The sequence below is a fragment of the Streptomyces canus 299MFChir4.1 genome (assembly GCF_000383615.1).
GTDB lineage: Bacteria > Actinomycetota > Actinomycetes > Streptomycetales > Streptomycetaceae > Streptomyces > Streptomyces canus_C.
This window is the reverse complement of sequence record NZ_KB911582.1, coordinates 89,934-113,770: the sequence shown is the minus strand read 5'-3', so window position 1 is coordinate 113,770 and position 23,837 is coordinate 89,934. Positions and strand designations below refer to the sequence as shown.

The window sequence follows — 23,837 nt, the reverse complement described above, 5'->3', positions numbered from 1 at the left end:
CCCCAGCGCCCGGCGCCCGCCGAGGCCTCCCGCGCCCCAGCCCCGGGTCCGACCACGCGTCCACCCTGCGCCCCGCCCTCACTCCAGACCCCGCCACCCCCCCCCCCCCGCCTCCAACCCCGCGCCCCCTCGAGTCCGCCGCTCCCGCCCCGGGACCGGGCCCGCCCCGGGACCGGGCCCGCCCCGAAATCCCCCCACCCGCTCCCCGGCGCTGATCGCCCGCTCTCCGGATAGGCTCGATCGACACGACCTGGATCGGACAGGAGGCCGGGATGACGGCGGCGCCGGGGCGCAGGAGCAGTACCTTCACGCGGCTGCTGCGGCACGGTTTCACCGATCCGTCGGGCGCCGAGCGGCTGTTGGAGAGCGCGGAGCTGAGCGCCGTACGCGATGACCCGGTGCTGCTGGAGGCGCTCGGCGCGACGGCCGATCCCGATCTCGCGCTGCTGGGTCTGGTACGGCTCCTGGAGGCGCAGCCCGACCGGGAACTGCTCGACACGGTGATAGCGGCGAAGCCCTTCCGCGACCGGCTGCTCGGGGTGCTAGGCGCGTCCGCCGCGCTCGCCGAGCATCTCGCCCGGCACCCCGCCGACTGGCAGGCCCTCGTCACCTACGAGCCCCGCGACCTGCACCCCGGCGTCGAGGAGTTCGAACGCGGGCTCGCCGAGGCCACCGACCCCGTCGCCCTGCGCGTCGCCTACCGGCGCTGTCTGCTGTCGATCGCCGCCCGTGACGTGTGCGGAACCACCGACCTCGCCGAAACCGCCGCCGAGCTCGCCGACCTCGCCACCGCCACCCTGCGCGCCGCGCTCGCCATAGCGCGGGCGGCCGCACCCGAGGACGCCGCGCTGTGCCGGCTCGCGGTGATCGCGATGGGCAAGTGCGGGGGCCACGAGCTGAACTACGTCTCCGACGTGGACGTGATCTTTGTCGGTGAAGCCGTCGACGGGGCCGACGAGGGCAAGGCCCTGCGCGCCGCGACCAAGCTCGCCTCGCACATGATGCGGGTGTGCTCGGAGACGACCGTCGAGGGCTCCATCTGGCCCGTCGACGCCAATCTGCGCCCCGAGGGCAGAAACGGTCCGCTGGTGCGCACCCTCTCCAGCCACCTCGCCTACTACCAGCGCTGGGCCAAGACCTGGGAGTTCCAGGCGCTCCTCAAGGCCCGCCCGGTCGCCGGCGACCTGGAGCTGGGCGAGGAGTACGTCGCCGCCCTCGAACCCCTCGTCTGGAAGGCCGCCGAGCGCGAGAACTTCGTCGCCGACGTGCAGAAGATGCGCCGCCGGGTCGTGGAGAACATCCCCGTCGCCGAGCTCGACCGTCAGCTCAAGCTCGGCCCCGGCGGGCTCCGGGACGTCGAATTCGCCGTACAGCTCCTCCAGTTGGTGCACGGCCGTGAGGACGGCTCCCTGCGCAGCGGCACCACCCTCAACGCCCTGCAGGCCCTCGCCGCCGGCGGCTACGTCGGCCGGGCCGACGCCGCCCAGCTCGACGACGCCTACCGCTTCCTGCGCTCCATGGAACACCGCATCCAGCTCTACCGGCTGCGCCGCACCCACCTCGTCCCCGAGGACGAGGCCGACCTGCGGCGCCTCGGCCGCTCCCTCGGCCTGCGCGCCGACCCGGTGACCGAGCTGAACCGCGAGTGGAAGCGGCACGCCTCCGTCGTACGACGACTGCACGAGAAGCTGTTCTACCGGCCGCTGCTGGACGCGGTGGCCCAACTCGGGCCCGGCGACATCAGGTTGAGCCCGGGGGCGGCGCGGGAACGGCTGGTCGCGCTCGGGTACGCCGACCCCGCCTCCGCCCTCAGGCACCTGGAGGCGCTCGCCTCCGGCATCACCCGCAAGGCCGCCATCCAGCGAACTCTCCTTCCGGTCCTGCTGGGTTGGTTCGCCGAGTCGGCCGACCCGGACGCCGGACTGCTCAACTTCCGCAAGGTGTCGGACGCGTTGGGCAAGACGCCCTGGTATCTGCGGCTGCTGAGGGACGAGGGCGCCGCCGCCGAGAACCTCGCGCGCGTGCTGTCCGCCGGGCGCCTCGCCCCGGACCTGCTGATGCGCGCGCCCGAAGCCGTGGCGCTCCTCGGGGACGGCGACGGCGGCGGCCTCGCTCGCCGCGAGCGGGCCGGTCTGGAGCAGGAGATACTCGCCGCGGTCGGCCGCGCCGAGGGCGCCGTGCAGGGCGTCACGGCGGCCCGTGGAGTCCGGCGCCGCGAACTCTTCCGTACGGCCGCCGCGGACATCGTCGGCTCCTACGGCACCGAGACCCAGCCCGCCGAACCGGACCAGGGCGCCCTGGTGGAGCGCGTCGGCGCCGCCGTGTCCGACCTGACCGCGGCGACCCTCGCCGGCACCCTGCGCGCGGTCGTGCGGGAGGGCTGGGGCGACACCCTGCCCACCCGGTTCGCCGTCATCGGCATGGGCCGCTTCGGCGGCCACGAACTCGGCTACGGCTCCGACGCGGACGTCCTGTTCGTCCATGAACCCCGCGAGGGCGTCGACGAGCGGGAGGCCTCCCAGGCCGCCAACAAGGTCGTCTCCGAGATGCGCCGCCTGCTCCAGCTCCCGAGCGCCGACCCCCCGCTGCTCATCGACGCCGACCTGCGCCCCGAGGGCAAGTCAGGACCGCTGGTGCGCACCCTGACCTCGTACGCGGCCTATTACCGCCGCTGGTCGCTCGTCTGGGAGGCGCAGGCGCTGCTGCGGGCCGAACCGGTCGCCGGGGACGAGGAGTTGGGCCGACGTTTCGTCGAGCTCATCGCCCCCCTGCGCTATCCGGAGGCCGGTCTCGGCGACGACGCCGTACGCGAGATCCGGCGGCTGAAGGCGCGCATGGAGTCCGAGCGGATGCCCCGCGGCGCCGACCCGAAACTGCACACCAAGCTCGGGCCCGGCGGCCTGTCGGACGTCGAATGGACCGTCCAGCTGCTCCAGATGCGGCACGGGGCCCAGGTGCCGGGGCTGCGCACGACCCGTACCCGCGCGGCCCTCGTCGCCGCGCGGGACGCCGGGTTCATCGCCGCGGACGACGCCCAGGTCCTCGACGAGGCGTGGGTGCTGGCGACCCGGGTGCGCAACGCGGTGATGCTGGTGCGGGGGCGGGCCGGGGACACGTTTCCGACCGAGGCGCGCGAACTCTCCGCCGTGGGCCGTTACCTGGGGTACGGGCCGGGGCACGCGGGGGACATGCTGGAGGACTACCGACGGACGGCCCGGCGCGCCCGGGGCGTGGTGGAGGAGTTGTTCTACGGGGGGTAGGGGGCTGGTCCAGGGGGGTAAGGGGCGCGCTCCCGGCCTGCGGGCGGGCCGGACAGGCCCTAGGTCGGCCCTAGGCCCTGGTGCGCAGCGGCTCGCCCTTGTCCGGCACGGCTTTCGTCGGCCGTGCGTAGGGCACCTTCGGCAGCGCGTACGGCAGCGCCCCGTACCAGAGCCACGCCACCGTGTAGCCGAACATCAGGCACAGGACGCCGCCGACCGCGTCGAGCCAGAAGTGGTTGGCCGTGGCCACGATGACCAGGAGCGTCGCCGCCGGGTAGACGAGGCCCAGGACGCGCACCCACGGCACCGACGCCAGCGCGAAGATCGTCAGGCCGCACCACAGGGACCAGCCGATGTGCATGGACGGCATCGCGGCGTACTGGTTGGACATCTGCTTCAGGTCGCCGGAGGCCATCGAGCCCCACGTCTGGTGGACCACGACGGTGTCGACGAAGTCGCCGCCGATCATCAACCGCGGGGGCGCGAGCGGATACAGGTAGTAACCGACCAGTGCCACACCCGTGGTCGCGAACAGCACCAGCCGGGTCGCCGCGTAGCGGCCGGGATGGCTGCGGTAGAGCCAGACCAGGACGCCCAGTGTCACGATGAAGTGCAGCGTCGCGTAGTAGTAGTTCATCCCGACGACGAGCCAAGCCACCGAGTTCACCGCGTGGTTGACGGACTCCTCGACCGCGATGCCGAGGTGGTGCTCCATCCGCCAGATCCAGTCGGCGTTGCGCAGCGCCTCCGCCTTCTGCTCCGGCACCGCGTTGCGGATCTGCGAGTACGTCCAGTAACTCACCGCGATCAGCAGGATCTCGAACCACAGGCGAGGCCGGCGCGGGGTCCGCAGCCGGCCCAGGAAACCCGGCCGGTCCGCGGCCGTGAGGGAGTCAGGAGCGGCCGCATTCCCGCGGTCGTCCAGACTGGTCACGGTCGAGTCACCCATAGAGACAAAGTCTGCCAGAAACGCCTTACCCCACCGATCATCCTCCGGTCGGGTTCGGGTCGCATGTCCTACGACGGGAAGACTGTCCCGTTCTCCTACCGACGCACGGCGGAAAGCCCGGTTTCTCCACCCTGAGAACGACCGCGTTCCCCAGGGGCCGAAGCCGTCGAACCCCGTACCACCAGCTCGGGCATGAACACGAACTCGCTGTGCGGGGCGGGCGTTCCGCCGATCTCCTCCAGCAGGGTCCGCACCGCCGCCTGTCCCATGGCCGGCACCGGCTTGCGGACCGTCGTCAGCGGCGGGTCGGTGAAGGCGATCAGCGGGGAGTCGTCGAACCCCACGACCGACACGTCCCGGGGGACTTCCAGCCCCCGCTGCCGGGCCGCCCGTATCGCACCCAGCGCCATCATGTCGCTCGCGCACACCACCGCCGTGCAGTCACGGTCGATGAGGGCCGTCGCGGCCGCCTGACCACCCTCCAGGGTGTAGAGCGAGTGCTGGACGAGGTCCGCCTCGACGGTCGCCGCCGGCAGACCGAGCAGGTCCTGCATGGTGCGCACGAAGCCCTCGATCTTGCGCTGGACCGGCACGAAACGCTTCGGGCCGAGCGCGAGGCCGATCCGCGTGTGCCCCAGCGACACCAGATGGGTCACCGCCAGCGCCATGGCCGCGCGGTCGTCGGGGGAGATGAACGGCGCCTGCACCTTCGGCGAGAAACCGTCCACGAGCACGTACGGCACGCCCTGCGCCCGCAACTGCTCGTAGCGCTGCATGTCCGCCGAGGTGTCCGCGTGCAGCCCGGAGACGAAGATGATGCCCGCCACGCCCCGGTCGACGAGCATCTCGGTGAGCTCGTCCTCCGTGGAGCCGCCCGGGGTCTGGGTGGCGAGGACCGGCGTGTAGCCCTGCCGGGTCAGCGCCTGGCCGATCACCTGGGCCAGGGCCGGGAAGATCGGGTTCTCCAGCTCAGGGGTGATCAGACCCACCAGGCCCTCGCTGCGCTGCCGCAGTCGCACCGGCCGTTCGTAGCCCAGCACGTCGAGTGCGGCCAGCACGGACTGGCGGGTGGTGGCGGCGACACCCGGCTTCCCGTTGAGGACGCGGCTGACGGTCGCTTCGCTCACCCCCGCCTGAGCAGCGATGTCGGCTAGCCGTGTGGTCACGGCACCGGACTGTACCGGCCGTATCGTCATCGCGGTCCCTCTGTTCTCGTCGGTGCCCCTTGTCCCGTAAGGGGATGATTCCCGTCCGGGAGGAGGATGGCAAGAGCTTGCAGAGTCTTGCACAACCCGTAGTCGTCCCGCTCAGCCCCGTAAAACAAGGGTCTCGTGACGGTCGACAAGGGGTCACGACGGGGTAACTTCCGCAGCCTCTTGCACTTTTTTTCTGCAAGGTCTTTCGCAAGTCTTGCATCGCTGTTACGTTCCCACTCGCCCGGCGGCCGCAACGGCGCAGTCGGCAGACAGGGACGGCAGACGGGGCCTGTCCCTGCATCTCACGGGCTTTCACCCTCAAGGAGAACTCATGCGGCGTGGCATAGCAGCCACCGCGCTGGTGGCGTCTTTCGCCCTCGCGGCGACGGCCTGCGGCGGAAGCGACAGCGGCGACAAGGCCGACGGTCCGGTCACCATCACCTGGTGGGACACCTCCAACGCCACCAATGAGGCGCCGACGTACAAGGCCCTGATCAAGGACTTCGAGGCCGCCAACAAGGACGTCAAGGTCAAGTACGTCAACGTCCCGTTCGACCAGGCGCAGAACAAGTTCGACACCGCGGCCGGCGCGAGCGGCGCCCCGGACGTGCTGCGCTCCGACGTCGGCTGGACCCCCGCCTTCGCCAAGAAGGGCTACTTCCTGCCGCTCGACGGCACCGAGGCCCTCGCCGACCAGGCCAAGTTCAAGCCGAACCTGATCGAGCAGGCCCAGTACGACGGCAAGACCTACGGCGTCCCCTTCGTCACCGACACCCTCGCCCTGGTCTACAACAAGCAGCTCTTCGAGAAGGCCGGCGTCGAGGCCCCCAAGACCTGGGACGACCTGAAGACCGCCGCCGCCACGATCAAGGCGAAGACCGGTGTCGACGGCTACTGGGGCTCCACCGCGGCCTACTACGCCCAGCCGTTCCTCTTCGGCGAGGGCACCGACACCGTCGACGCCTCCGCCAAGAAGATCACCGTGAACTCGGCCGCCGCCAAGAAGGGCTACGGCACCTGGCTGAGCCTCTTCTCCGGCAAGGGCCTGCACAAGGCCGACACCACCGCCGACGCCTACGCCCACATCCAGGACGCGTTCGTCAACGGCAAGGTCGCCGCGATCGTCCAGGGCCCGTGGGAGATCACCAACTTCTACAAGGGCTCCGCGTTCTCGGACAAGTCCAACCTCGGCATCACCACCGTCCCGGCCGGTTCCACCGGCAAGGCGGGCGCCCCGACCGGCGGCCACAACCTCTCGGTCTACGCCGGTTCGGACTCCGCCCACCAGAAGGCGGCCGAGAAGTTCGTGGGCTTCATGACCTCCGCGAAGTCGCAGACGCAGATCGCGCTGAAGAACTCCACGCTGCCCACCCGCGACGACGCCTACACCGCCGAGGTCAAGGCCGACCCGGGCATCGCCGGCTACCAGACGGTCCTCGCCTCCGCCCAGCCGCGTGTGGCGCTGCCGGAGTACAGCTCCCTGCTGACGCCGCTGGACACCGAGCTGCTCAAGATCGCCGGTGGCAAGGAGTCCCTGGACAAGGGCCTGGGCAACGCCGAGACCGCCATCGCCAAGCTGGTGCCGGACTTCAGCAAGTGAGCCCGCGTGGCCGCCGGATCTCCCGGACATCGGGGGGAGGGATCCGGCGGCCACCGGCCTGCGCCCGGCGGCCCGCGTCGCCCAGCCACTTCTCAGAGCCGCAGAACTTCCAGAAGGTGTCGAACATGACAGTCGCCATCGACCGCGCCACCGGCAAACGCCACGGTGACCGCGCGCCGCGGCCCGGGCTGGGCCAACGCCTGAGGCACGGCTACCAGAAACACTGGTACGCCTACGCGATGATCGCCCCGGTGGCGGTCGTCCTCGGTGTCCTCGTGCTCTACCCCCTGGTCTACGGCGTCTACCTCACGCTCACCGACGCCAACAGCCTCAACACGGCCCGCACGATCGGCGTCAACCACATCGACGCCACCTACAAGTTCATCGGCCTGCACAACTACGCAGACATCCTGTGGGGCGACACGGCCTACGACCGCTTCTGGTCGCACTTCATCTGGACCGTCGTCTGGACGGCCCTGTGCGTCGCCCTGCACTACTGCATCGGGCTCGGCCTCGCCCTGCTGCTCAACCAGAAGCTGCGCGGCCGCACGCTGTACCGCCTGATCCTGGTGCTGCCCTGGGCCGTACCGACCTTCGTCACCGTCTTCGGCTGGCGCTTCATGCTCGCCGACGGCGGCGTCATCAACATGGCCCTGGACGCGCTGCACCTGCCGAGTCCGTCATGGCTGGAGGACACCTTCTGGCAGCGGTTCGCCGCGATCATGGTCAACACCTGGTGCGGAGTGCCGTTCATGATGGTCTCGCTGCTCGGCGGACTCCAGTCCATCGACGCCTCGCTGTACGAGGCCGCCGAGATGGACGGCGCGAGCGCCTGGCAGCGGTTCCGGTACGTCACCCTCCCGGGCCTCAGAAGCGTCAGCTCCACCGTCGTCCTGCTCGGCATCATCTGGACGTTCAACCAGTTCGCGGTGATCTTCCTGCTGTTCGGCAAAACCGCGCCGGACGCGCAGATCCTCGTCACCTGGGCGTGGAACCTGGGCTTCGGACAGCAGCCGCGTGACTTCGCGCAGTCGGCGGCGTACGGCATCCTGCTGCTGGCCATCCTGATCGTCTTCACCTCCTTCTACCGCCGCTGGCTGAACCGCAATGACCAGCAGCTCGCGATCTGAGGCAGGAGTTCCCATGAGTACGACCACTGTCGAGACCTCCGCCGCGGTGTCCGAGGCCGGCCCCGCACCGGCACCCGGCCGGATCCGCCGCCGCGGTGACAAGAGCCTCGCCGGCTCCCTCGCCTCGCACGGCCTGCTGATCCTCGCGAGCCTGATCGCGCTGTTCCCGATCGTCTGGCTGGTCTTCCTGTCCCTCGGCCCGGACACCGACGACTACCTCCACCCGGGCGGCATCTGGAAGAAGATGACGCTCGACAACTACTCGTTCGTCCTCCAGCACACCGAGTTCTTCAGCTGGCTCAAGAGCTCGCTGATCGTCTCGCTCGGCACCACGGTGATCGGTGTGCTGATCGCCGCGACCACCGGGTACGCCGTGTCCCGGATGCGCTTTCCGGGTTACCGGAAGTTCATGTGGGTGCTCCTGGTCACCCAGATGTTCCCGGTGGCCGTACTCATGGTGCCGATGTACCAGATGCTGTCGGACCTCCAGCTCATCGACAGCTATCTTGGGCTCGTCCTCGTGTACTGCTCGACGGCGGTGCCGTACTGCGCCTGGCTGCTCAAGGGCTACTTCGACACCATCCCGTTCGAGATCGACGAGGCCGGACGCGTCGACGGGCTGACCCCCTTCGGCACGTTCGCGCGGCTGATCCTGCCGCTCGCCAAGCCGGGGCTCGCGGTCGCCGCGTTCTACAGCTTCCTCACGGCCTTCGGTGAGGTCGCGTTCGCCTCGACGTTCATGCTGTCCGACACGAAGTACACCTTCGCGGTCGGGCTCCAGAGCTTCGTGAGCGAGCACGACGCCCAGCGGAACCTGATGGCGGCGACGGCGGTGCTGATCGCGATACCGGTGTCGGTGTTCTTCTACCTGGTGCAGAAGAACCTGGTGACCGGGCTGACCGCGGGCGGCACGAAGGGCTGACCACCGGTTGAGCCGCGAAGGCCGTCAGTTGTCTGCGGCGCCGTCGTGGCTGATCGCGCCCACGCGGCGGTAGCCGCACATCCAACACCGCCCCGCGCCCCTGTGGGGGCAAGCCCCCACACCCCCATACCCGAGGCGGCCGCAGTGTCCATCCGACCCCGCTGTCACTGCGGCCGCCTCGTCACCCTCATACCTTTGACCTGATGAACCCGTTACCCATCAAGGACGCCATGAGCCAGCAGCACTCCGCCCTCGCCCCGGCCCCCCACCCCGCCGAAGCCAAGCGCGGCGACTGGTGGCGGGACGCGGTGATCTACCAGGTCTATCCGCGCAGCTTCGCCGACAGCAACGGCGACGGCATGGGCGACCTGGAAGGCATCCGCACCCGACTGCCGTACCTGCGCGACCTCGGCGTGGACGCCGTGTGGCTCAGCCCCTTCTACGCCTCCCCGCAGGCCGACGCCGGCTACGACGTGGCCGACTACCGGGCCGTGGACCCCATGTTCGGCAACCTCCTGGACGCCGACGCCCTGATCCGTGACGCCCGCGGGCTGGGACTCAGGATCATCGTCGACCTGGTGCCCAACCACTCCTCCGACCAGCACGAGTGGTTCAAGCGGGCGGTCGCCGAGGGCCCCGGATCGCCCCTGCGGGACCGCTACCACTTCCGCCCCGGCAAGGGCGAGAACGGCGAACTCCCGCCCAACGACTGGGAGTCCATCTTCGGCGGCCCCGCCTGGACGCGGGTCGAGGACGGGGAGTGGTACCTCCACCTCTTCGCCCCCGAGCAGCCCGACTTCAACTGGGACCACCCGGCCGTCGGCGACGAGTTCCGCTCCATCCTGCGCTTCTGGCTGGACATGGGTGTGGACGGCTTCCGCATCGACGTGGCCCACGGCCTGGTGAAGGCGGAGGGGCTTCCCGACCTTGGATCCCACGACCAGGTCAAGCTTCTGGGCAACGATGTCATGCCGTTCTTCGACCAGGACGGTGTCCACGAGATCTACCGCCAGTGGCGGCTGATCCTCGACGAGTACTCGGGCGAGCGCATCTTCGTCGCCGAGGCCTGGACCCCGACCGTCGAGCGCACCGCGCACTACGTCCGGCCCGACGAGCTCCACCAGGCGTTCAACTTCCAGTACCTGAGCACCGCCTGGGACGCCGAGGAGCTGCGCGGGGTCATCGACCGCACGCTGGAGGCGATGCGCCCGGTCGGCGCCCCGGCCACCTGGGTGCTCTCCAACCACGACGTCACCCGCCACGCCACCCGCTTCGCCAACCCGCCCGGCCTCGGCACCCAGATCCGCACGGCGGGGGACCGGGAGCTGGGTCTGCGCCGCGCCCGCGCCGCCACGCTGCTCATGCTGGCGCTGCCCGGGTCGGCGTACATCTACCAGGGCGAGGAGCTCGGCCTCCCGGACGTCGTCGACCTCGCCGACGAGGACCGCCAGGACCCGGCGTACTTCCGCGGCGCGGGCCAGGACGGCTTCCGCGACGGCTGCCGGGTGCCGATCCCGTGGACGCGCGAGGGATCGTCGTACGGCTTCGGCGCGGGCGGCAGCTGGCTGCCCCAGCCGCCGGAGTGGGCGGAGCTGAGCGTGGAGGCGCAGACCGGCGACCCCGACTCCACCCTGGAGCTGTACCGCACGGCCCTCGCCGTCCGCCGCGCCCAGCCCGGCCTGGGTGCCGGCGACGCGGTCGAGTGGCTGCGCGCGCCCGAGGGCGTTCTCGCCTTCCGCCGCGGCGAGTTCGTCTGCGTCGCCAACACCGGTGGCGAGTCGGTGACGACTCCGGCGTACGGCCGTGTGCTGCTCGCCAGCGGGGAGGTCGCCGAGGTCGACGGGGACGCGAAGGTGCCGGCCGACACGACCGTGTGGTGGACGACGGCCTGAGGACGGACAGGGATCACCGGGCCCCGGGAGGGCCCGGTGATTTCTTTTTGCCGGGCGTGTCGATCGGCGGGAGCCGCGTTCGACGCTTGGGTGGAAGGGCGCAACCGCGCCCCTTACCCGAGGAGACATCATGCAGATCCGCGCCCGCCTGAGCATGAGCGCCGACGGCTATGTGACCACCCCGAGCGGCTGGCCCGCGCTGACCGCCGACCCGGCGTTCGTCTCCGGCCAGAGCCACGGCATCCGGGAGTTCCTGGCCGACTGCGAGGCCGCGCTCATGGGCCGTACGACCTTCGAGCCCGCCCTGAACAACAGCCGCTGGCCGTGGCCCGACCTGGACGTGTTCGTCCTCGGCTCGCAGCGCCCGGAGGGCACCCCCGACCACGTCACCACCGACAGCGACCCGGCCCGCCTCCTTGAGAAGATCCGCGCCGCCAACCGGGGCGGCGACGTCCACCTCATCGGCGGCCCGCGGACCATCGCGACCTTCCACGCGCTCGGCGCACTGGACCGCCTCGAACTGGTCGTGCTGCCCATGCTGTTCGGCGGCGGCACCCAGCTCACCCCGGCGCTCGGCCCCGAGACCGGACTGACCTTCCAGAGCCAACGGGCCCTGCCCGGCGGGTCGGTGGAGATCGTCTACTCCTGCGGGGAGAGCCGGGGGGACCTTCCGGACAAGCCGGCCAGCCAGCGCTGAGCCGCCGTGCGGGACAGCGTGTGAAAGTTCTTGCCGTTACTTTCTCAACTCTTGCTGTAAACATTTCAACAGCGGTACGTTCTCGCCGGCGCCGGGCAAAGACGCCCGGCCGTCGCGTAAGGAGAACCCCCACGTGATACCGAGAAGCTCCGCAAGGGTCACCGCCGCCGCAGCGGCCACCGTGCTCGCCACCGCGGTGGCCGTCCTCACCCCCACCGCCGCCCAGGCCTCCCCACCGGGCGGCAAGGACGTCACCGCAGTCCTCTTCGAGTGGAACTTCGCCTCCGTCGCCAAGGAGTGCACCAACACCCTCGGCCCCGCAGGCTACGGCTACGTCCAGGTCTCCCCGCCCGCCGAGCACATCCAGGGCTCGCAGTGGTGGACCTCGTACCAGCCGGTCAGCTACAAGATCGCGGGGCGGCTCGGCGACCGGACGGCCTTCCAGAACATGGTCAACACGTGCCACGCGGCCGGTGTGAAGGTCGTCGTCGACACCGTCGTCAACCACATGTCCGCGGGCAGCGGCACCGGTACCGGCGGATCGTCGTACTCGAAGTACAACTACCCCGGCCTGTACTCCTCCTACGACTTCGACGACTGCACGTCCCAGATCAGCAACTACCAGGACCGCTGGAACGTCCAGCACTGCGAACTCGTCGGCCTCGCCGACCTGGACACGGGGGAGGAGTACGTCCGCAAGACCATCGCCGGATACATGAACGACCTCCTCGCCCTCGGCGTCGACGGCTTCCGCATCGACGCGGCCAAGCACATCGACACAGCCGACCTCGCCAACATCAAGTCACGCCTCAGCAACCCGTCGGTGTACTGGAAGCAGGAGGTCATCTACGGCAGCGGAGAGGCCGTCCAGCCCACCGAGTACACCGGCAACGGGGACGTCCAGGAGTTCCGTTACGCCTACGACCTCAAGCGCGTCTTCAACAACGAGAACCTCGCCTACCTGAAGAACTACGGCGAGGGCTGGGGCTACATGAACAGCTCGGTGTCCGGCGTCTTCGTCGACAACCACGACACCGAGCGCAACGGCTCCACCCTGAACTACAAGGACGGCGCCAACTACACGCTCGCCAACGTCTTCATGCTCGCCTACCCGTACGGCGCCCCGGACATCAACTCCGGTTACGAGTGGTCCGACAAGGACGCGGGGCCGCCGAACAACGGCTCTGTGAACGCCTGTTGGCAGGACGGCTGGAAGTGCCAGCACGCCTGGCCGGAGATCCTCCGCATGATCGCCTTCCGCAACGCCGTCCGCGGTGAGTCGGTCACCAACTGGTGGGACAACGGCGGCGACGCGATCGCCTTCGGGCGCGGCGCCAAAGGGTACGTCGCCATCAACCACGAGTCGAGCGGCCTGAGCCGCACCTACCAGACCTCGCTGCCCGCCGGGACGTACTGCAACGTGGAGAGCAACACGAGCGTGACGGTCGGCTCCAACGGCCAGTTCACCGCCACCCTCGGCGCCAACACGGCGCTCGCGATCTACGCGGGCAAGTCCAGCTGCTGACCCGCCCCAAGCCGCCCCTGTGCCGGCTCTCCGCGCCGACGCAGGGGCGGTCGTCCGAGTATCTCGATGTACACGATCCGGCCGTTCACCACGTCGAGGATCAGATCCCCTGACGAGGGCAGCAGCGGCACACAGCGATGGCCCGGACCGTACGGCCGGCCCGGAGGATGGGCCGCCGTCCGGATGCTCTGGCAGAAGTCGTCGCGGCAGCTGCACGCGCCGACCAGCCGGACGTCCCGTACGCAGACGGCCAACTCGCGTTCCCCTTCCGCTTCCAGGAGGGCGACCAGTTCGTCGATCAGTTCCGGGTGGATCTCGCGCACTAGGAGCGGCACACCGTTCGTGAAAGTTCTTGCCGGTCGTTTCATGACTCTTGCTGTAAACCTTGCGGCGGCGATACGGTCACGCGGGGTCGGACCCGCAGAGCCGTACATCGCAAGGAGTCCACGTCTGTGATACCGAGATGGCCGGTGCCGTCCAGGCGCCGCACCACGCATGCCGGACGGGTCGCCGCGGTCACCGCGACCGCGCTGGCCGCAGCGCTCGTCCAGCCGCTGTCCGCCCGGGCGGACACCCCGCCGCCCCCGCCCTCCGACGCGAAGCTCGCCGCAGAACCGGCCCGGCACGACGACACCCGTGAGCAGTTCTACTTCGTCCTGCCGGACCGTTTCGCCAACGGCGACACCGGCAACGACAAGGGCGGCCTGACGGGCACGCGCCTCAGCACCGGCTACGACCCCACCGACAAGGGCTTCTACCAGGGCGGCGACCTCAAGGGCCTGACCAAGAAGCTCGACTACATCAAGGGGCTCGGCACCACCGCAATCTGGATGGCGCCGATCTTCAAGAACCGGCCCGTGCAGGGGACGGGGAGCAACGCCTCCGCCGGCTATCACGGGTACTGGATCACGGACTTCACCCAGGTCGACCCGCACTTCGGCACCAACAAGGACCTGGAAACCCTCATCTCCAAGGCCCACGCCAAGGGCATGAAGGTCTTCTTCGACGTCATCACCAACCACACCGCCGACATAGTCGACTATGAAGAGAAGTCCTACGACTACCTCTCCAAGGGCGCGTTCCCGTATCTGACGAAAGACGGCGAGCCGTTCGACGACGCGGACTACGCAGGAACGGGTGACTTCCCGGGGGTCGACGCCGACTCCTTCCCGCGCACACCCACGGTCACCAGCAGGAGCGCCAAGGTCCCGTCCTGGCTCAACGACCCGACGATGTACCACAACCGTGGCGACTCCACGTTCGCTGGTGAGTCGTCCTCCTACGGCGACTTCTCCGGCCTCGACGACCTGTGGACCGAGCGTCCCGAGGTCGTCTCCGGCATGGAGAAGATCTACCAGCGCTGGGTCAGGGCCTTCGACATCGACGGCTTCCGGATCGACACCGTGAAGCACGTGAACATGGATTTCTGGACCCAGTGGGCCACGGCCCTCGACGCCTACGCGGCCAAGCAGGGCCGCAAGGACTTCTTCATGTTCGGCGAGGTCTACTCCGCCGACACGTCGATCACCTCGCCGTACGTCACCCAGGGCCGTCTCGACGCCACGCTGGACTTCCCCTTCCAGGAGGCGGCACGGCAGTACGCCTCCCAGGGCGGCAGTGCGCAGAAGCTCGCGGGCGTCTTCGGCGACGACTACAAGTACACGACCGACAAGGCCAACGCCTACGAGCAGGTCACCTTCCTCGGCAACCACGACATGGGCCGCATCGGGTACTTCCTGAACCAGGACAACCCCAAGGCCGGCGACGCCGAACTGCTCGCCAAGGACAAGCTCGCCAACGAGCTGATGTTCCTCAGCCGCGGCAACCCCGTCGTCTACTACGGCGACGAACAGGGCTTCACCGGCGCCGGCGGCGACAAGGACGCCCGCCAGACGATGTTCGCGTCCAGGACCGCGGACTACCTGGACGACGACGAGATCGGCACCGACCGCACGCACGCGAGCGACGCGTACGACACCGGTGCCCCGCTCTACCGGCAGATCGCGGAACTGGCGGGGCTCCGCAAGGCCAACCCGGCGCTGACCGACGGAGCCCAGCAGGAGCGGTACGCGGCCGACGGGGCCGGGGTCTACGCCTTCTCCCGCACCGACGCGAAGACCGGCCGGGAGTACGTCGTCGCCTTCAACAACGCGGGCGAGGCCAAGTCGGCGACGTTCGCGACCGGATCGGCGAGCATGGCGTTCAAGGGGATCTACGGGGGTGCCTCAAGCGTTACCTCCGACGCCGACAAGAAGATCACCGTCACCGTTCCCGCCGGTTCGGCGATCGTCCTCAAGGCAGCCGGAAAGCTCGCCGCGCCCGCCACGAAGCCGACGCTCACCCTCAAGGCCCCGGCCCCCGGCGCCACCGGCACCGTCGAGCTCACCGCCGACGTGCAGGGCGGACAGCTCAACCGGGTCGTCTTCGCGGCGCAGACCGGCAACGGCAAGTGGCAGACCCTCGGCTCCGCCGACCACGCCCCCTACAAGGTCACCCAGACCATCGGCAAGGACACTCCGGCAGGACCCGCCCTGCGCTACAAGGCGGTTGTCGTCGACTCGACGGGACGCACCGCGTCAGCGTCAGCGGAGTCCGTGACCGGCACCCCGCCCGCCGCGGAGACCCCCACCGCCTCCTCCCGCGACTACGCGGTCGTCCACTACAAGCGTGCCGACGGCGACTACGCCGACTGGGGCCTGTACGCCTGGGGCGACCTCGCCGACGGCGAGTCCACCACCTGGCCGAACAGTCATCCCTTCGTCGGCCGGGACGCGTACGGCGCCTTCGCCTACGTCAAGCTGAAGCCCGGTGCCTCCAGCGTCGGCTTCCTCGTCATCGACAAGGACGGCAACAAGGACGTCTCCACCGACCGCACGATCGACGTCACCAAGACCGGTGAGGTCTGGATCGAGCAGGGCAAGACGGACGTCCTGACCGAGAAGCCGGACTATCCGGCGCAGGACAAGACCAAGGCCGTCCTTCACTACCACCGCGCCGACGGCGACTACGACGGCTGGGGGCTGCACGTCTGGACGGGCGCCGCGAACCCCACCGACTGGTCGAAGCCGCTGGAGCCGGTGCGGACCGACGCCTACGGCACGGTCTACGAGGTACCCCTCAACGGCGGTGCCACGAGCCTCAGTTACATCATCCACAAGGGCGACGCAAAGGACCTGCCGTCTGACCAGTCGCTCGACCTCACGGCGAACGGCCACGAGGTGTGGCTGCTGAACGGTCAGGAGAAGTACCTCCTCCCGCAGCCCGCCGGGTCCGCCGCCGCGCTCGACCTGACCACCTCCAAGGCGGTCTGGATCGACCGGAACACGGTCGCCTGGAACGGCTCCGACGCCGCCGCCTCCACCCAGCTCCTCTACAGCCGTGACGGCTCGATCGCGGTCAAGGACTCCACGCTGACCAGCGGCGACGAGCGCTGGCTGCGGCTGACCAAGACGAGCCTCACCGACGCCCAGAAGGAGAAGTTCCCGCACCTGAAGGCGTACACCGCTTGGACCGTCGACCCCCGTGACCGCGACCGGGTCCGTCAGGCCCTCAGCGGTCAGGTCGTCGCCTCCCAACGGGCCGCGAACGGCGCCGTCCTCGCGGCGACCGGCGTCCAGATCGCCGGCGTCCTCGACGACCTGTACGCGGATGCGGCGAGGAAGGCGGATCTCGGGCCGACGTTCAGCAAGGGACGCCCGACGCTCTCGGTCTGGGCGCCGACCGCGCAGTCCGTGCAGCTGGAACTCGGCGGCTCCACTGTCGCCATGAAGCGCGACCCGAAGACCGGCGTCTGGTCCGTCACCGGTCCGAAGTCCTGGAGGGGCAAGGAGTACCGGTACCTCGTGAAGGTCTGGGCGCCCAGCGTCCAGAAGCTCGTAACCAACAAGGTCACCGATCCCTACTCGGTCGCCCTGACCACCGACTCCGAGCGCAGCCTCGTCGTCGACCTCGACGACAAGTCCCTGGCCCCGTCGGGCTGGACGTCGTACACCAAGCCGAAGGCCACCCCGCTCAAGGACGCGCAGATCCAGGAGCTGCACATCCGGGACTTCTCGATCGCCGACAAGACGGCGGAGCACCCCGGTACGTACCTGGCCTTCACCGACAAGAACAGCGACGGCTCCGAGCACCTGCGTGAGCTGGCGAAGTCGGGCACGTCGTACGTGCACCTGCTGCCCGCCTTCGACATCGCGACCATCCCCGAGAAGAAGTCCGACCAGGCGACCCCCGACTGCCACCTCGCCTCCTACCCGGCCGACTCCGACCGGCAGCAGGAGTGCGTCGCGAAGACCGCCGCGAAGGACGCCTTCAACTGGGGCTACGACCCGTACCACTACACGGTCCCTGAGGGTTCGTACGCCACCGACCCGGACGGCACCGAGCGCACGGTCGAGTTCCGCAAGATGGTCAAGGCGCTCAACGGTGACGGTCTGCGGGTCGTCATGGACGTCGTCTACAACCACACCGCGGCCAGCGGTCAGGCGGACACCAGCGTCCTCGACAAGGTCGTCCCGGGTTACTACCAGCGCCTCCTCGCCGACGGCTCGGTCGCCAACAGCACCTGCTGCGCCAACACCGCGACCGAGAACGCCATGATGGGCAAGCTGGTCGTGGACTCCCTCGTCACCTGGGCCAGGGAGTACAAGGTCGACGGCTTCCGCTTCGACCTGATGGGCCACCACCCCAAGGCCAACATCCTGGCCGTGCGCAAGGCCCTCGACGCGCTCACCCTCAAGAAGGACGGCGTCGACGGCAAGAAGATTATCCTCTACGGCGAGGGCTGGAACTTCGGCGAGGTCGCCGACGACGCCCGCTTCGTGCAGGCCACGCAGAAGAACATGGCCGGGACCGGGATCGCGACCTTCTCCGACCGCGCCCGTGACGCCGTACGCGGCGGCGGCCCCTTCGACGAGGACCCCGGCGTCCAGGGCTTCGCGTCCGGGCTGTACACGGACCCCAACACCTCCACGGCGAACGGGACCGAGGCGCAGCAGAAGGCCCGTCTGCTCCACTACCAGGACCTCATCAAGGTGGGCCTGTCCGGCAACCTCAAGCAGTTCGCCTTCACCGACACCGACGGCAAGGAGGTCACGGGCGCCCAGGTCGACTACAACGGGCAGCCCGCCGGATACGCGGACGCGCCCGGCGACGCCCTCGCCTACGCCGACGCGCACGACAACGAGTCGCTGTTCGACGCGCTGACGTACAAACTGCCCGTCGGCACCAGCGCCTCCGACCGGGCCCGGATGCAGGTCCTCGCCCTGGCCACGGCCGCCCTCTCGCAGGGCCCGGCGCTCTCCCAGGCGGGCACCGACCTGCTGCGCTCCAAGTCCCTGGACCGCAACTCCTTCGACAGCGGCGACTGGTTCAACGCGATCCACTGGAACTGCCGGGACGGCAACGGCTTCGGCCGCGGACTGCCCATGGCGGCCGACAACGCCTCCAAGTGGCCGTACGCCAAACCGCTGTTGAGCTCGGTGAAGATCGGTTGCGCGCAGATCGAGGGGGCGTCGGCCGCGTACCGGGACCTGCTGAGGATCCGTACGACGGAGAAGGCGTTCTCGCTCGGCACGGCGGAGCAGGTGCGGTCGCGGCTGTCCTTCCCGCTGTCCGGCAAGGACGAGACGCCCGGTGTGATCACGATGGAACTCGGTGATCTCGTCGTCGTCTTCAACGCGACGCCGAAGACACAGAGCCAGCGGGTCGACGCCCTGGCCGGAAGCACCTACCGGCTGCACCCCGTGCAGCGGGCAGGGGCGGACTCTACCGTCAAGGAGGCGTCCTACGCGAAGGAATCCGGTACGTTCGCCGTTCCGGCACGGACCGTGGCTGTTTTCATCCGCCATCTCTAGCTGAACGCATTACCTTGGTGGAGCAGACCCCGAACCCCGGTCTGCTCCACCGGTGTTGCCCGAGGGCTGACAGATGGATGCAAGAGGCAAGCTGACAGGCACGACCGTGATGGTCGTGGATGACATGGAGGCCAGCCGGTACGCCATGGGCAGCGTGCTGAGCCGCGCGGGCCACCGGGTCGTACCGGTCGCCACCGGCGGCGAGGCCCTGGCCGAACTCGACACCCGGCTGCTCAAGGGCACCCTGCCGGACGTGGCGCTGGTCGACGTGGGGCTGCCCGACATGAGCGGCTTCGACCTGTGCCGACTGTTCAAGGAGCGTCCGCACACGGCCGGGATGCCCGTCGTGCACTTCTCGGCCGCGGCCTCGCCCCCGGCCGACCTCTGCCAGGGCCTGGACGGGGGCGTCGAGGCCTATCTGAAGGTGCCCGCCGAGCCCCTGGAGATCGAGGCGGTGGTCCGGGCCGCCGTACGCAACGCGCAACTGCGGGCCGGCGACCGGGCGCTCGTACGACGGCTCACCCTGCTCTCCGAGACGATCGTCACCATCCAGTCGGCACGCACCCTTCAGGAACTGTCCGACGCGGCCGCCGAGGGGGTCTCGCGGCTCACCGGAACCCCGGCCGCGGTCTTCGTCCTCGACCAGGACGACCAGCTCTACCGCGGCCTGTCCCGCGACCGCATCCCCGTCGCACTGCCCGACGAGGCCGCCGACCGGGCCGTCAGCACTCTGCTGCGCCGGCTCACCCGGGGGCAGGCCGGAGTGCAGCTCACCACCGTGCCGGCGCCGCTGTGGCCCGCCGGGTTCTTCCGGCCCGGGGTCCAGCACGACGCCCGCCTCGCGCTCGTCGTCAGCCAGGACGGCCGGGCCCCGGTGTGCCTGGCCGCGCCCGCGCGCGGGATGCGCAGGGTGGGTCTTGAGGGCGAGGCCCTGCTGGCCCAGCTGGCGCAGGCCACCGCGCTGGCCGCCGAGCCGCTGCTCATGTACAAGGTCGAGCGGCATGTCGCCCTCACCCTCCAGCACAGCTTCCTGCCCCAGCCGCACCGGCTGCCCGACCTGCCGGGCATCGACGTCGTGGTCCGCTACGTCCCCGCCTCCCGGCAGACCGAGATCGGCGGCGACTTCTACGCCGCGCTGCGCGTGGACGAGGGCGTGCTGACCGCGGTCGGCGACGTCGTCGGGCACTCGCTGGACGCGGCGACCGTCATGGTCGAACTCCGGCACGCGCTACGCGCCTACGCGGTCGACGAGAGCGACCCCGCCGTGCTCGCCGAGCGCCTCGACCGGACCCTGCGGCGCTACCACCCCGACACCACGGCCACCGTCTGCCTGGCCCTGATCGACCCGGACACCGGGCGCACCCGGATCGCCAACGCCGGTCACATCCCGCCGCTGATCGTCCGCGACCACGGCACCGCCGACTACGCCGAGGCGGCCGGTCCGCTGCTCGGGATCGGCCTGCCCCATCCGCCGGCCACCGAGCTGTTCCTCGAACCCACCGACCGGCTCCTCATGGTCACCGACGGCCTGATCGAGACCCGCGGCACCGACCTCACGGCCTCCCTGGAACACCTGCGCGCGGCCTCCGCGGGTGCCCTGCCCGGACTGGACGCGCTGTGCGACACCCTCCTGGACACCTTCGGCCACGACCGGGAGGACGACATCGCCATGCTGGCACTGCGGCTAGGGTGACCTGTGCCGTCGTAGAACAGGAGTGCCCATGCCGCAGATCACGATCGAACGCTCCCCGTATCTCGACCATGTCGACTGGGAGGAGTTCGCCCTGGCGCTGCACCCGGTCGTCGTCGAGACGGCGGCCGCGAAGCTGGAGGCGTGCAAGACCCGGGTGCTGCGCACCGAGGACGAGGCGGTCGGCGGCGAGAAGGTGAACCACGCGATCGTGAACGTCACGATCGCCCTGCTCGCCGGACGGTCCGAGGAGACCAAGGCGAAGCTGACCGAGGCCGTCGTGGAACTGCTGCGCAAGCACGTCGGACCCGCGGACGGTGTCACCGTGCACCTCTCCGCAGAGGTGCGCGACCTGGACGCCTCCTACACCAAGGCCGTGCTCTAGGAGGCCAGCGTGATCAGCCGGGCGGCGAGGTCGGTGAACGGGCCGTCGTGCGGCTCGTCCCTGAGCATCTGCCGCAGCAGCGCGGTCATCTCCTCGTCGTAGGCCGCGCTCACGGCGGCCAGCGCGGCGAAGTCGTGCACGAGCTGGATCTCCAGCTCGGCACGCGGGATACGGCGGCCGTCCAGCCAGATCAGGGCCGTCGACTCGACGAGCGAGATCCAGGAGCGGATGAGCAGCTCCAGGCGCGCGGGCGGCTCCGTCACCTTCAGATGCGACAGGATCTGCTCGTAGGCGACCTGCCGTACGGAGTCGATGAGCGCGTTCGTCGCCGAGACGTGGCTCATCGAGTGGGCTCCGCCCGCGGACACGGCGGGCCCGCCGCGCATCAACGCCGAGAAACCCGGCCCGTGTTCGTCCACGAAGTCGAAGAACCGGCGCATCACCCGCAGCAGCCGCCCGCCCAGCGAGCCCTGGTGCGGTTCCTCGAAGCGGCTCGCGAGATCCTCCGCCGCCCGCTTCAACGCGGCTTCGTACAGGCTGAGTTTGCCGGGGAAGTAGTGGTAGACCAGCGGTCGCGAGATACCGGCCGCCGACGCTATCTCGTCGATGGAGACCTCGTCGGGCGAGCGGCGGGCGAACAGTTCGAGGGCGACGCCGATCAACTGCTGACGCCGTTCCTCGACTCCCATTCTTCGACGGACCCCGGTTGTCATACGAACACCTTACCGATCGAATCCGGCCCGGAACGGTCCGGTCCGGCCAGCGGTGTTCACATGTCCGGCACCGGCTCTCTACCGGAGCCCGCTGACCGCCCGCCCGTCCTCCAGGGTCCCCTTCAGCTCGGCCTGGCCCCCCTGCTCGGCCTTCACCGCCAGCAGGTTGCCCCGGGTGGAACCCGTCACCCCGCCCGTCGCACTGATCGACGACGTCCCCCGGCTGCCCGCCGCCAGCAGGTACCAGGAGCCGGTCCCGGACTTCCACAGCACCCCGGCCAGCACCTGCGGATCCTTCGCCCCGCACGCCGGCACGTTCTCGGCCTTCGCCGCGACCGCCCCGTAGGTCGAGCCGGGCGTGTGGAACTGGGCCAGCACCCGCTCCCCGCCGCCCTGCCAGGTCTCGGCACGGGTGCACACCCAGTCGGCCGCCCCGCCCGTGTCGGGCAGCGGCTGCGACGCGTACGCCCAGGCGTTCACACTGCGCACGCCCGAGGAGCGCATCGCACCGAGTGAGCAGGCGTACGGCGCCCAGGCGCGCAGCGCCCCCGCTCCGGAGGCGTCCTTCACGGACCCGGGACGCCCCGTGGTGAGGCGGGCCGGCACCAGTTCGCCCAGGTCGGTCAGCAGCCGGGTGCCGGAGGCGTCCGTCAGCTGGAGCACGTTCCAGGAGGTGCAGGCGCCGCTCTGCGCCGGGCCCGCCATGGGCGCGGTGGCGCCGCCGGTGAGCGTGAGATCCATGACACCGGAACTCGGCTTCAGCAGGTCCCGCTCGGCGGCCTTCGTCACCCAAGGAGCCGTCAGATAACGGATGTTGCCATCGGCCCGGCCCAGTACGACCGCGCCCGCCCCGGCCCGGTCCGCGCCGTCGACCCGGGCGAAGTCGAGGGCGGCGCCCTTGGTGCCGTCCCGCGGCTCGGCGTAGCGGACGATGCGCAGACCGTCGTAGAGGAGCACCACGCGCGCGTTGTCGACGGTCCCGGCGTACAGGAGCTGCGGCGGGCCGGAGGGGCCGCCCGAGGGGGTGCCGGGGGTCGCGGAGACCTGGACGCTCTCGCCGGGGCGGGCCCAGACCGCGAGCGCGCGGCGCAGCAGGGCGCGGTCGCCGGTGAGGTCGCCGCGCGCGGGCCACACGGAGAAGTCGGTGCGCGCCGAGGACTCCCACGCGGCGGCCGGGACCTTGAGCAGCAGGGCCGGGTTCAGGGCGGCCCGGGCGGCGGGGTTCTGCGCGTAGGGGGGCGCGGCGGCGCCGTCGGGGCCCCAGCCATCGCCGGGCATGCCGAGCAGCGCCCCGCACACGGCGACGGCCGCAGCGGCGGCGAGCGCGGCCTTCATGTGCTGCCTGCGACGCATCAGGTCGGTGGGGCGGGCCTGGAGCGAACAGGGGTCGAACTCGGGGGAGTCGAGGAGGGCGTACGCGTCCTCGGCACCGGCGGCCTCGTCGAGCGCAGCGTCCACGTCGGCCACGCCCGCCGCCGTCAGCAGCTCCCGTACGTCACCTTCGGGAAGCTTCTCCAGACCGCGCAGGACACAGGCGGCGCGGGCCGGTCCGGACATGGCCGACAGCCGCTGGTCCAGGGCGAGTTCGTCGGCGCCGCCGGAGCGCGGGAAGAGCCTGAGGCCCCACACCTGGGGGAGCAGTGGCGGGAGCTGGGAGCGCTTGGGCCACGCCCGGCGCCTGAGCGGCAGGCCGGCCTCCAGCGCCGTACGCACCACCTGGAGGCGGACGAAGGCGTAGCCGGGGTCCCCCTCGCGGCCGGCCGACTGGGCCGGGATCACGGGCGCCGCCGTGCGGCCCCGCGGCAGGGCACGCTGGGTGAGGGCGTGCGCGGTCAGGACCCGCCGGCCCCGGCCGAGGCCCGGCGGCAGTACCAGATAGGCGATCCTGACCAGCCGGGGGTAGTGCTCGACGAGCGCGGCCTCGGCCTGCTCGACATCGACGACGGGGTCGGCGGCGGAGCCGGAGGCGGGTGCGGGGCGCGGGGCGACATCCTGTGACTGCACGTTCAGCAGAACGAGCGAATCG

The 23,837-nt window shown here is 70.2% G+C and carries 15 protein-coding genes; 10 read left to right on the top strand and 5 right to left on the bottom strand.

Going from position 1 to position 23,837, the window contains the following annotated elements; genetic code table 11:
- The first annotated feature begins 272 nt into the window (after positions 1-272).
- Entirely contained in the window at positions 273-3,260 is a 2,988-nt protein-coding gene (locus H293_RS0100510; protein WP_020115922.1) for a bifunctional [glutamine synthetase] adenylyltransferase/[glutamine synthetase]-adenylyl-L-tyrosine phosphorylase, read from the top strand.
- Positions 3,261-3,330: 70 nt separating this feature from the next.
- Here the strand turns inward: H293_RS0100510 and H293_RS0100505 are convergent, their stop codons facing one another.
- Together H293_RS0100505 and H293_RS48855 are read right to left on the bottom strand one after the other, a co-directional pair.
- Positions 3,331-4,209 (bottom strand): phosphatase PAP2 family protein, encoded by an 879-nt coding sequence (locus H293_RS0100505; protein WP_020115921.1) that lies wholly within the window; start codon positions 4,207-4,209, stop codon positions 3,331-3,333.
- A 95-nt stretch (positions 4,210-4,304) separates the two neighbouring features.
- On the bottom strand, positions 4,305-5,375 hold the full coding sequence (locus tag H293_RS48855; protein WP_033415146.1) for a LacI family DNA-binding transcriptional regulator: 1,071 nt from the start codon (positions 5,373-5,375) through the stop codon (positions 4,305-4,307).
- A 361-nt stretch (positions 5,376-5,736) separates the two neighbouring features.
- Between H293_RS48855 and H293_RS0100495 the strand changes: the two genes are divergently transcribed.
- From H293_RS0100495 to H293_RS0100470, 6 genes are all read left to right on the top strand, one after another.
- Entirely contained in the window at positions 5,737-7,005 is a 1,269-nt protein-coding gene (locus H293_RS0100495) for an extracellular solute-binding protein (RefSeq protein ID WP_020115919.1), read from the top strand.
- Positions 7,006-7,130: 125 nt separating this feature from the next.
- Positions 7,131-8,135 carry a carbohydrate ABC transporter permease gene (locus H293_RS0100490; RefSeq protein WP_020115918.1) on the top strand — a complete coding sequence of 335 codons (1,005 nt, stop codon included), beginning with the start codon at positions 7,131-7,133 and terminating at the stop codon, positions 8,133-8,135.
- Between the two features lie 13 nt (positions 8,136-8,148).
- On the top strand, positions 8,149-9,057 hold the full coding sequence (locus tag H293_RS0100485; RefSeq protein ID WP_020115917.1) for a sugar ABC transporter permease: 909 nt from the start codon (positions 8,149-8,151) through the stop codon (positions 9,055-9,057).
- Positions 9,058-9,287: 230 nt separating this feature from the next.
- Positions 9,288-10,949, top strand: a complete 1,662-nt coding sequence (locus H293_RS0100480; protein WP_020115916.1) for a glycoside hydrolase family 13 protein — start codon at positions 9,288-9,290, stop codon at positions 10,947-10,949.
- Positions 10,950-11,079: 130 nt separating this feature from the next.
- Entirely contained in the window at positions 11,080-11,646 is a 567-nt protein-coding gene (locus H293_RS0100475; RefSeq protein ID WP_020115915.1) for a dihydrofolate reductase family protein, read from the top strand.
- A 133-nt stretch (positions 11,647-11,779) separates the two neighbouring features.
- On the top strand, positions 11,780-13,171 hold the full coding sequence (locus H293_RS0100470) for an alpha-amylase (protein WP_020115914.1): 1,392 nt from the start codon (positions 11,780-11,782) through the stop codon (positions 13,169-13,171).
- Here H293_RS0100470 and H293_RS0100465 read toward each other — a convergent pair.
- Positions 13,147-13,539 (bottom strand): hypothetical protein, encoded by a 393-nt coding sequence (locus tag H293_RS0100465; protein ID WP_259294396.1) that lies wholly within the window; start codon positions 13,537-13,539, stop codon positions 13,147-13,149. The two genes, H293_RS0100470 and H293_RS0100465, sit on opposite strands and share 25 nt — an antisense overlap.
- A gap of 84 nt (positions 13,540-13,623) precedes the next feature.
- Here H293_RS0100465 and pulA point away from each other — a divergent pair, with 84 nt between their 5' ends.
- From pulA to H293_RS0100450, 3 genes are all read left to right on the top strand, one after another.
- Entirely contained in the window at positions 13,624-19,023 is a 5,400-nt protein-coding gene (gene pulA, locus H293_RS0100460; RefSeq protein WP_028807423.1) for a pullulanase-type alpha-1,6-glucosidase, read from the top strand.
- A gap of 73 nt (positions 19,024-19,096) precedes the next feature.
- Positions 19,097-20,716, top strand: a complete 1,620-nt coding sequence (locus H293_RS0100455; protein WP_028807422.1) for a fused response regulator/phosphatase — start codon at positions 19,097-19,099, stop codon at positions 20,714-20,716.
- A 28-nt stretch (positions 20,717-20,744) separates the two neighbouring features.
- Positions 20,745-21,098, top strand: coding sequence for a 5-carboxymethyl-2-hydroxymuconate Delta-isomerase (locus tag H293_RS0100450; protein ID WP_020115910.1), 354 nt, complete (start codon positions 20,745-20,747; stop codon positions 21,096-21,098).
- Here H293_RS0100450 and H293_RS0100445 read toward each other — a convergent pair.
- Complete coding sequence (locus H293_RS0100445; protein ID WP_106968219.1) at positions 21,095-21,811, bottom strand: TetR/AcrR family transcriptional regulator; 717 nt, start codon at positions 21,809-21,811, stop codon at positions 21,095-21,097. The two genes, H293_RS0100450 and H293_RS0100445, sit on opposite strands and share 4 nt — an antisense overlap.
- A 78-nt stretch (positions 21,812-21,889) precedes the next feature.
- Entirely contained in the window at positions 21,890-23,815 is a 1,926-nt protein-coding gene (locus H293_RS0100440) for a hypothetical protein (protein WP_020115908.1), read from the bottom strand.
- Positions 23,816-23,837: the final 22 nt, after the last annotated feature.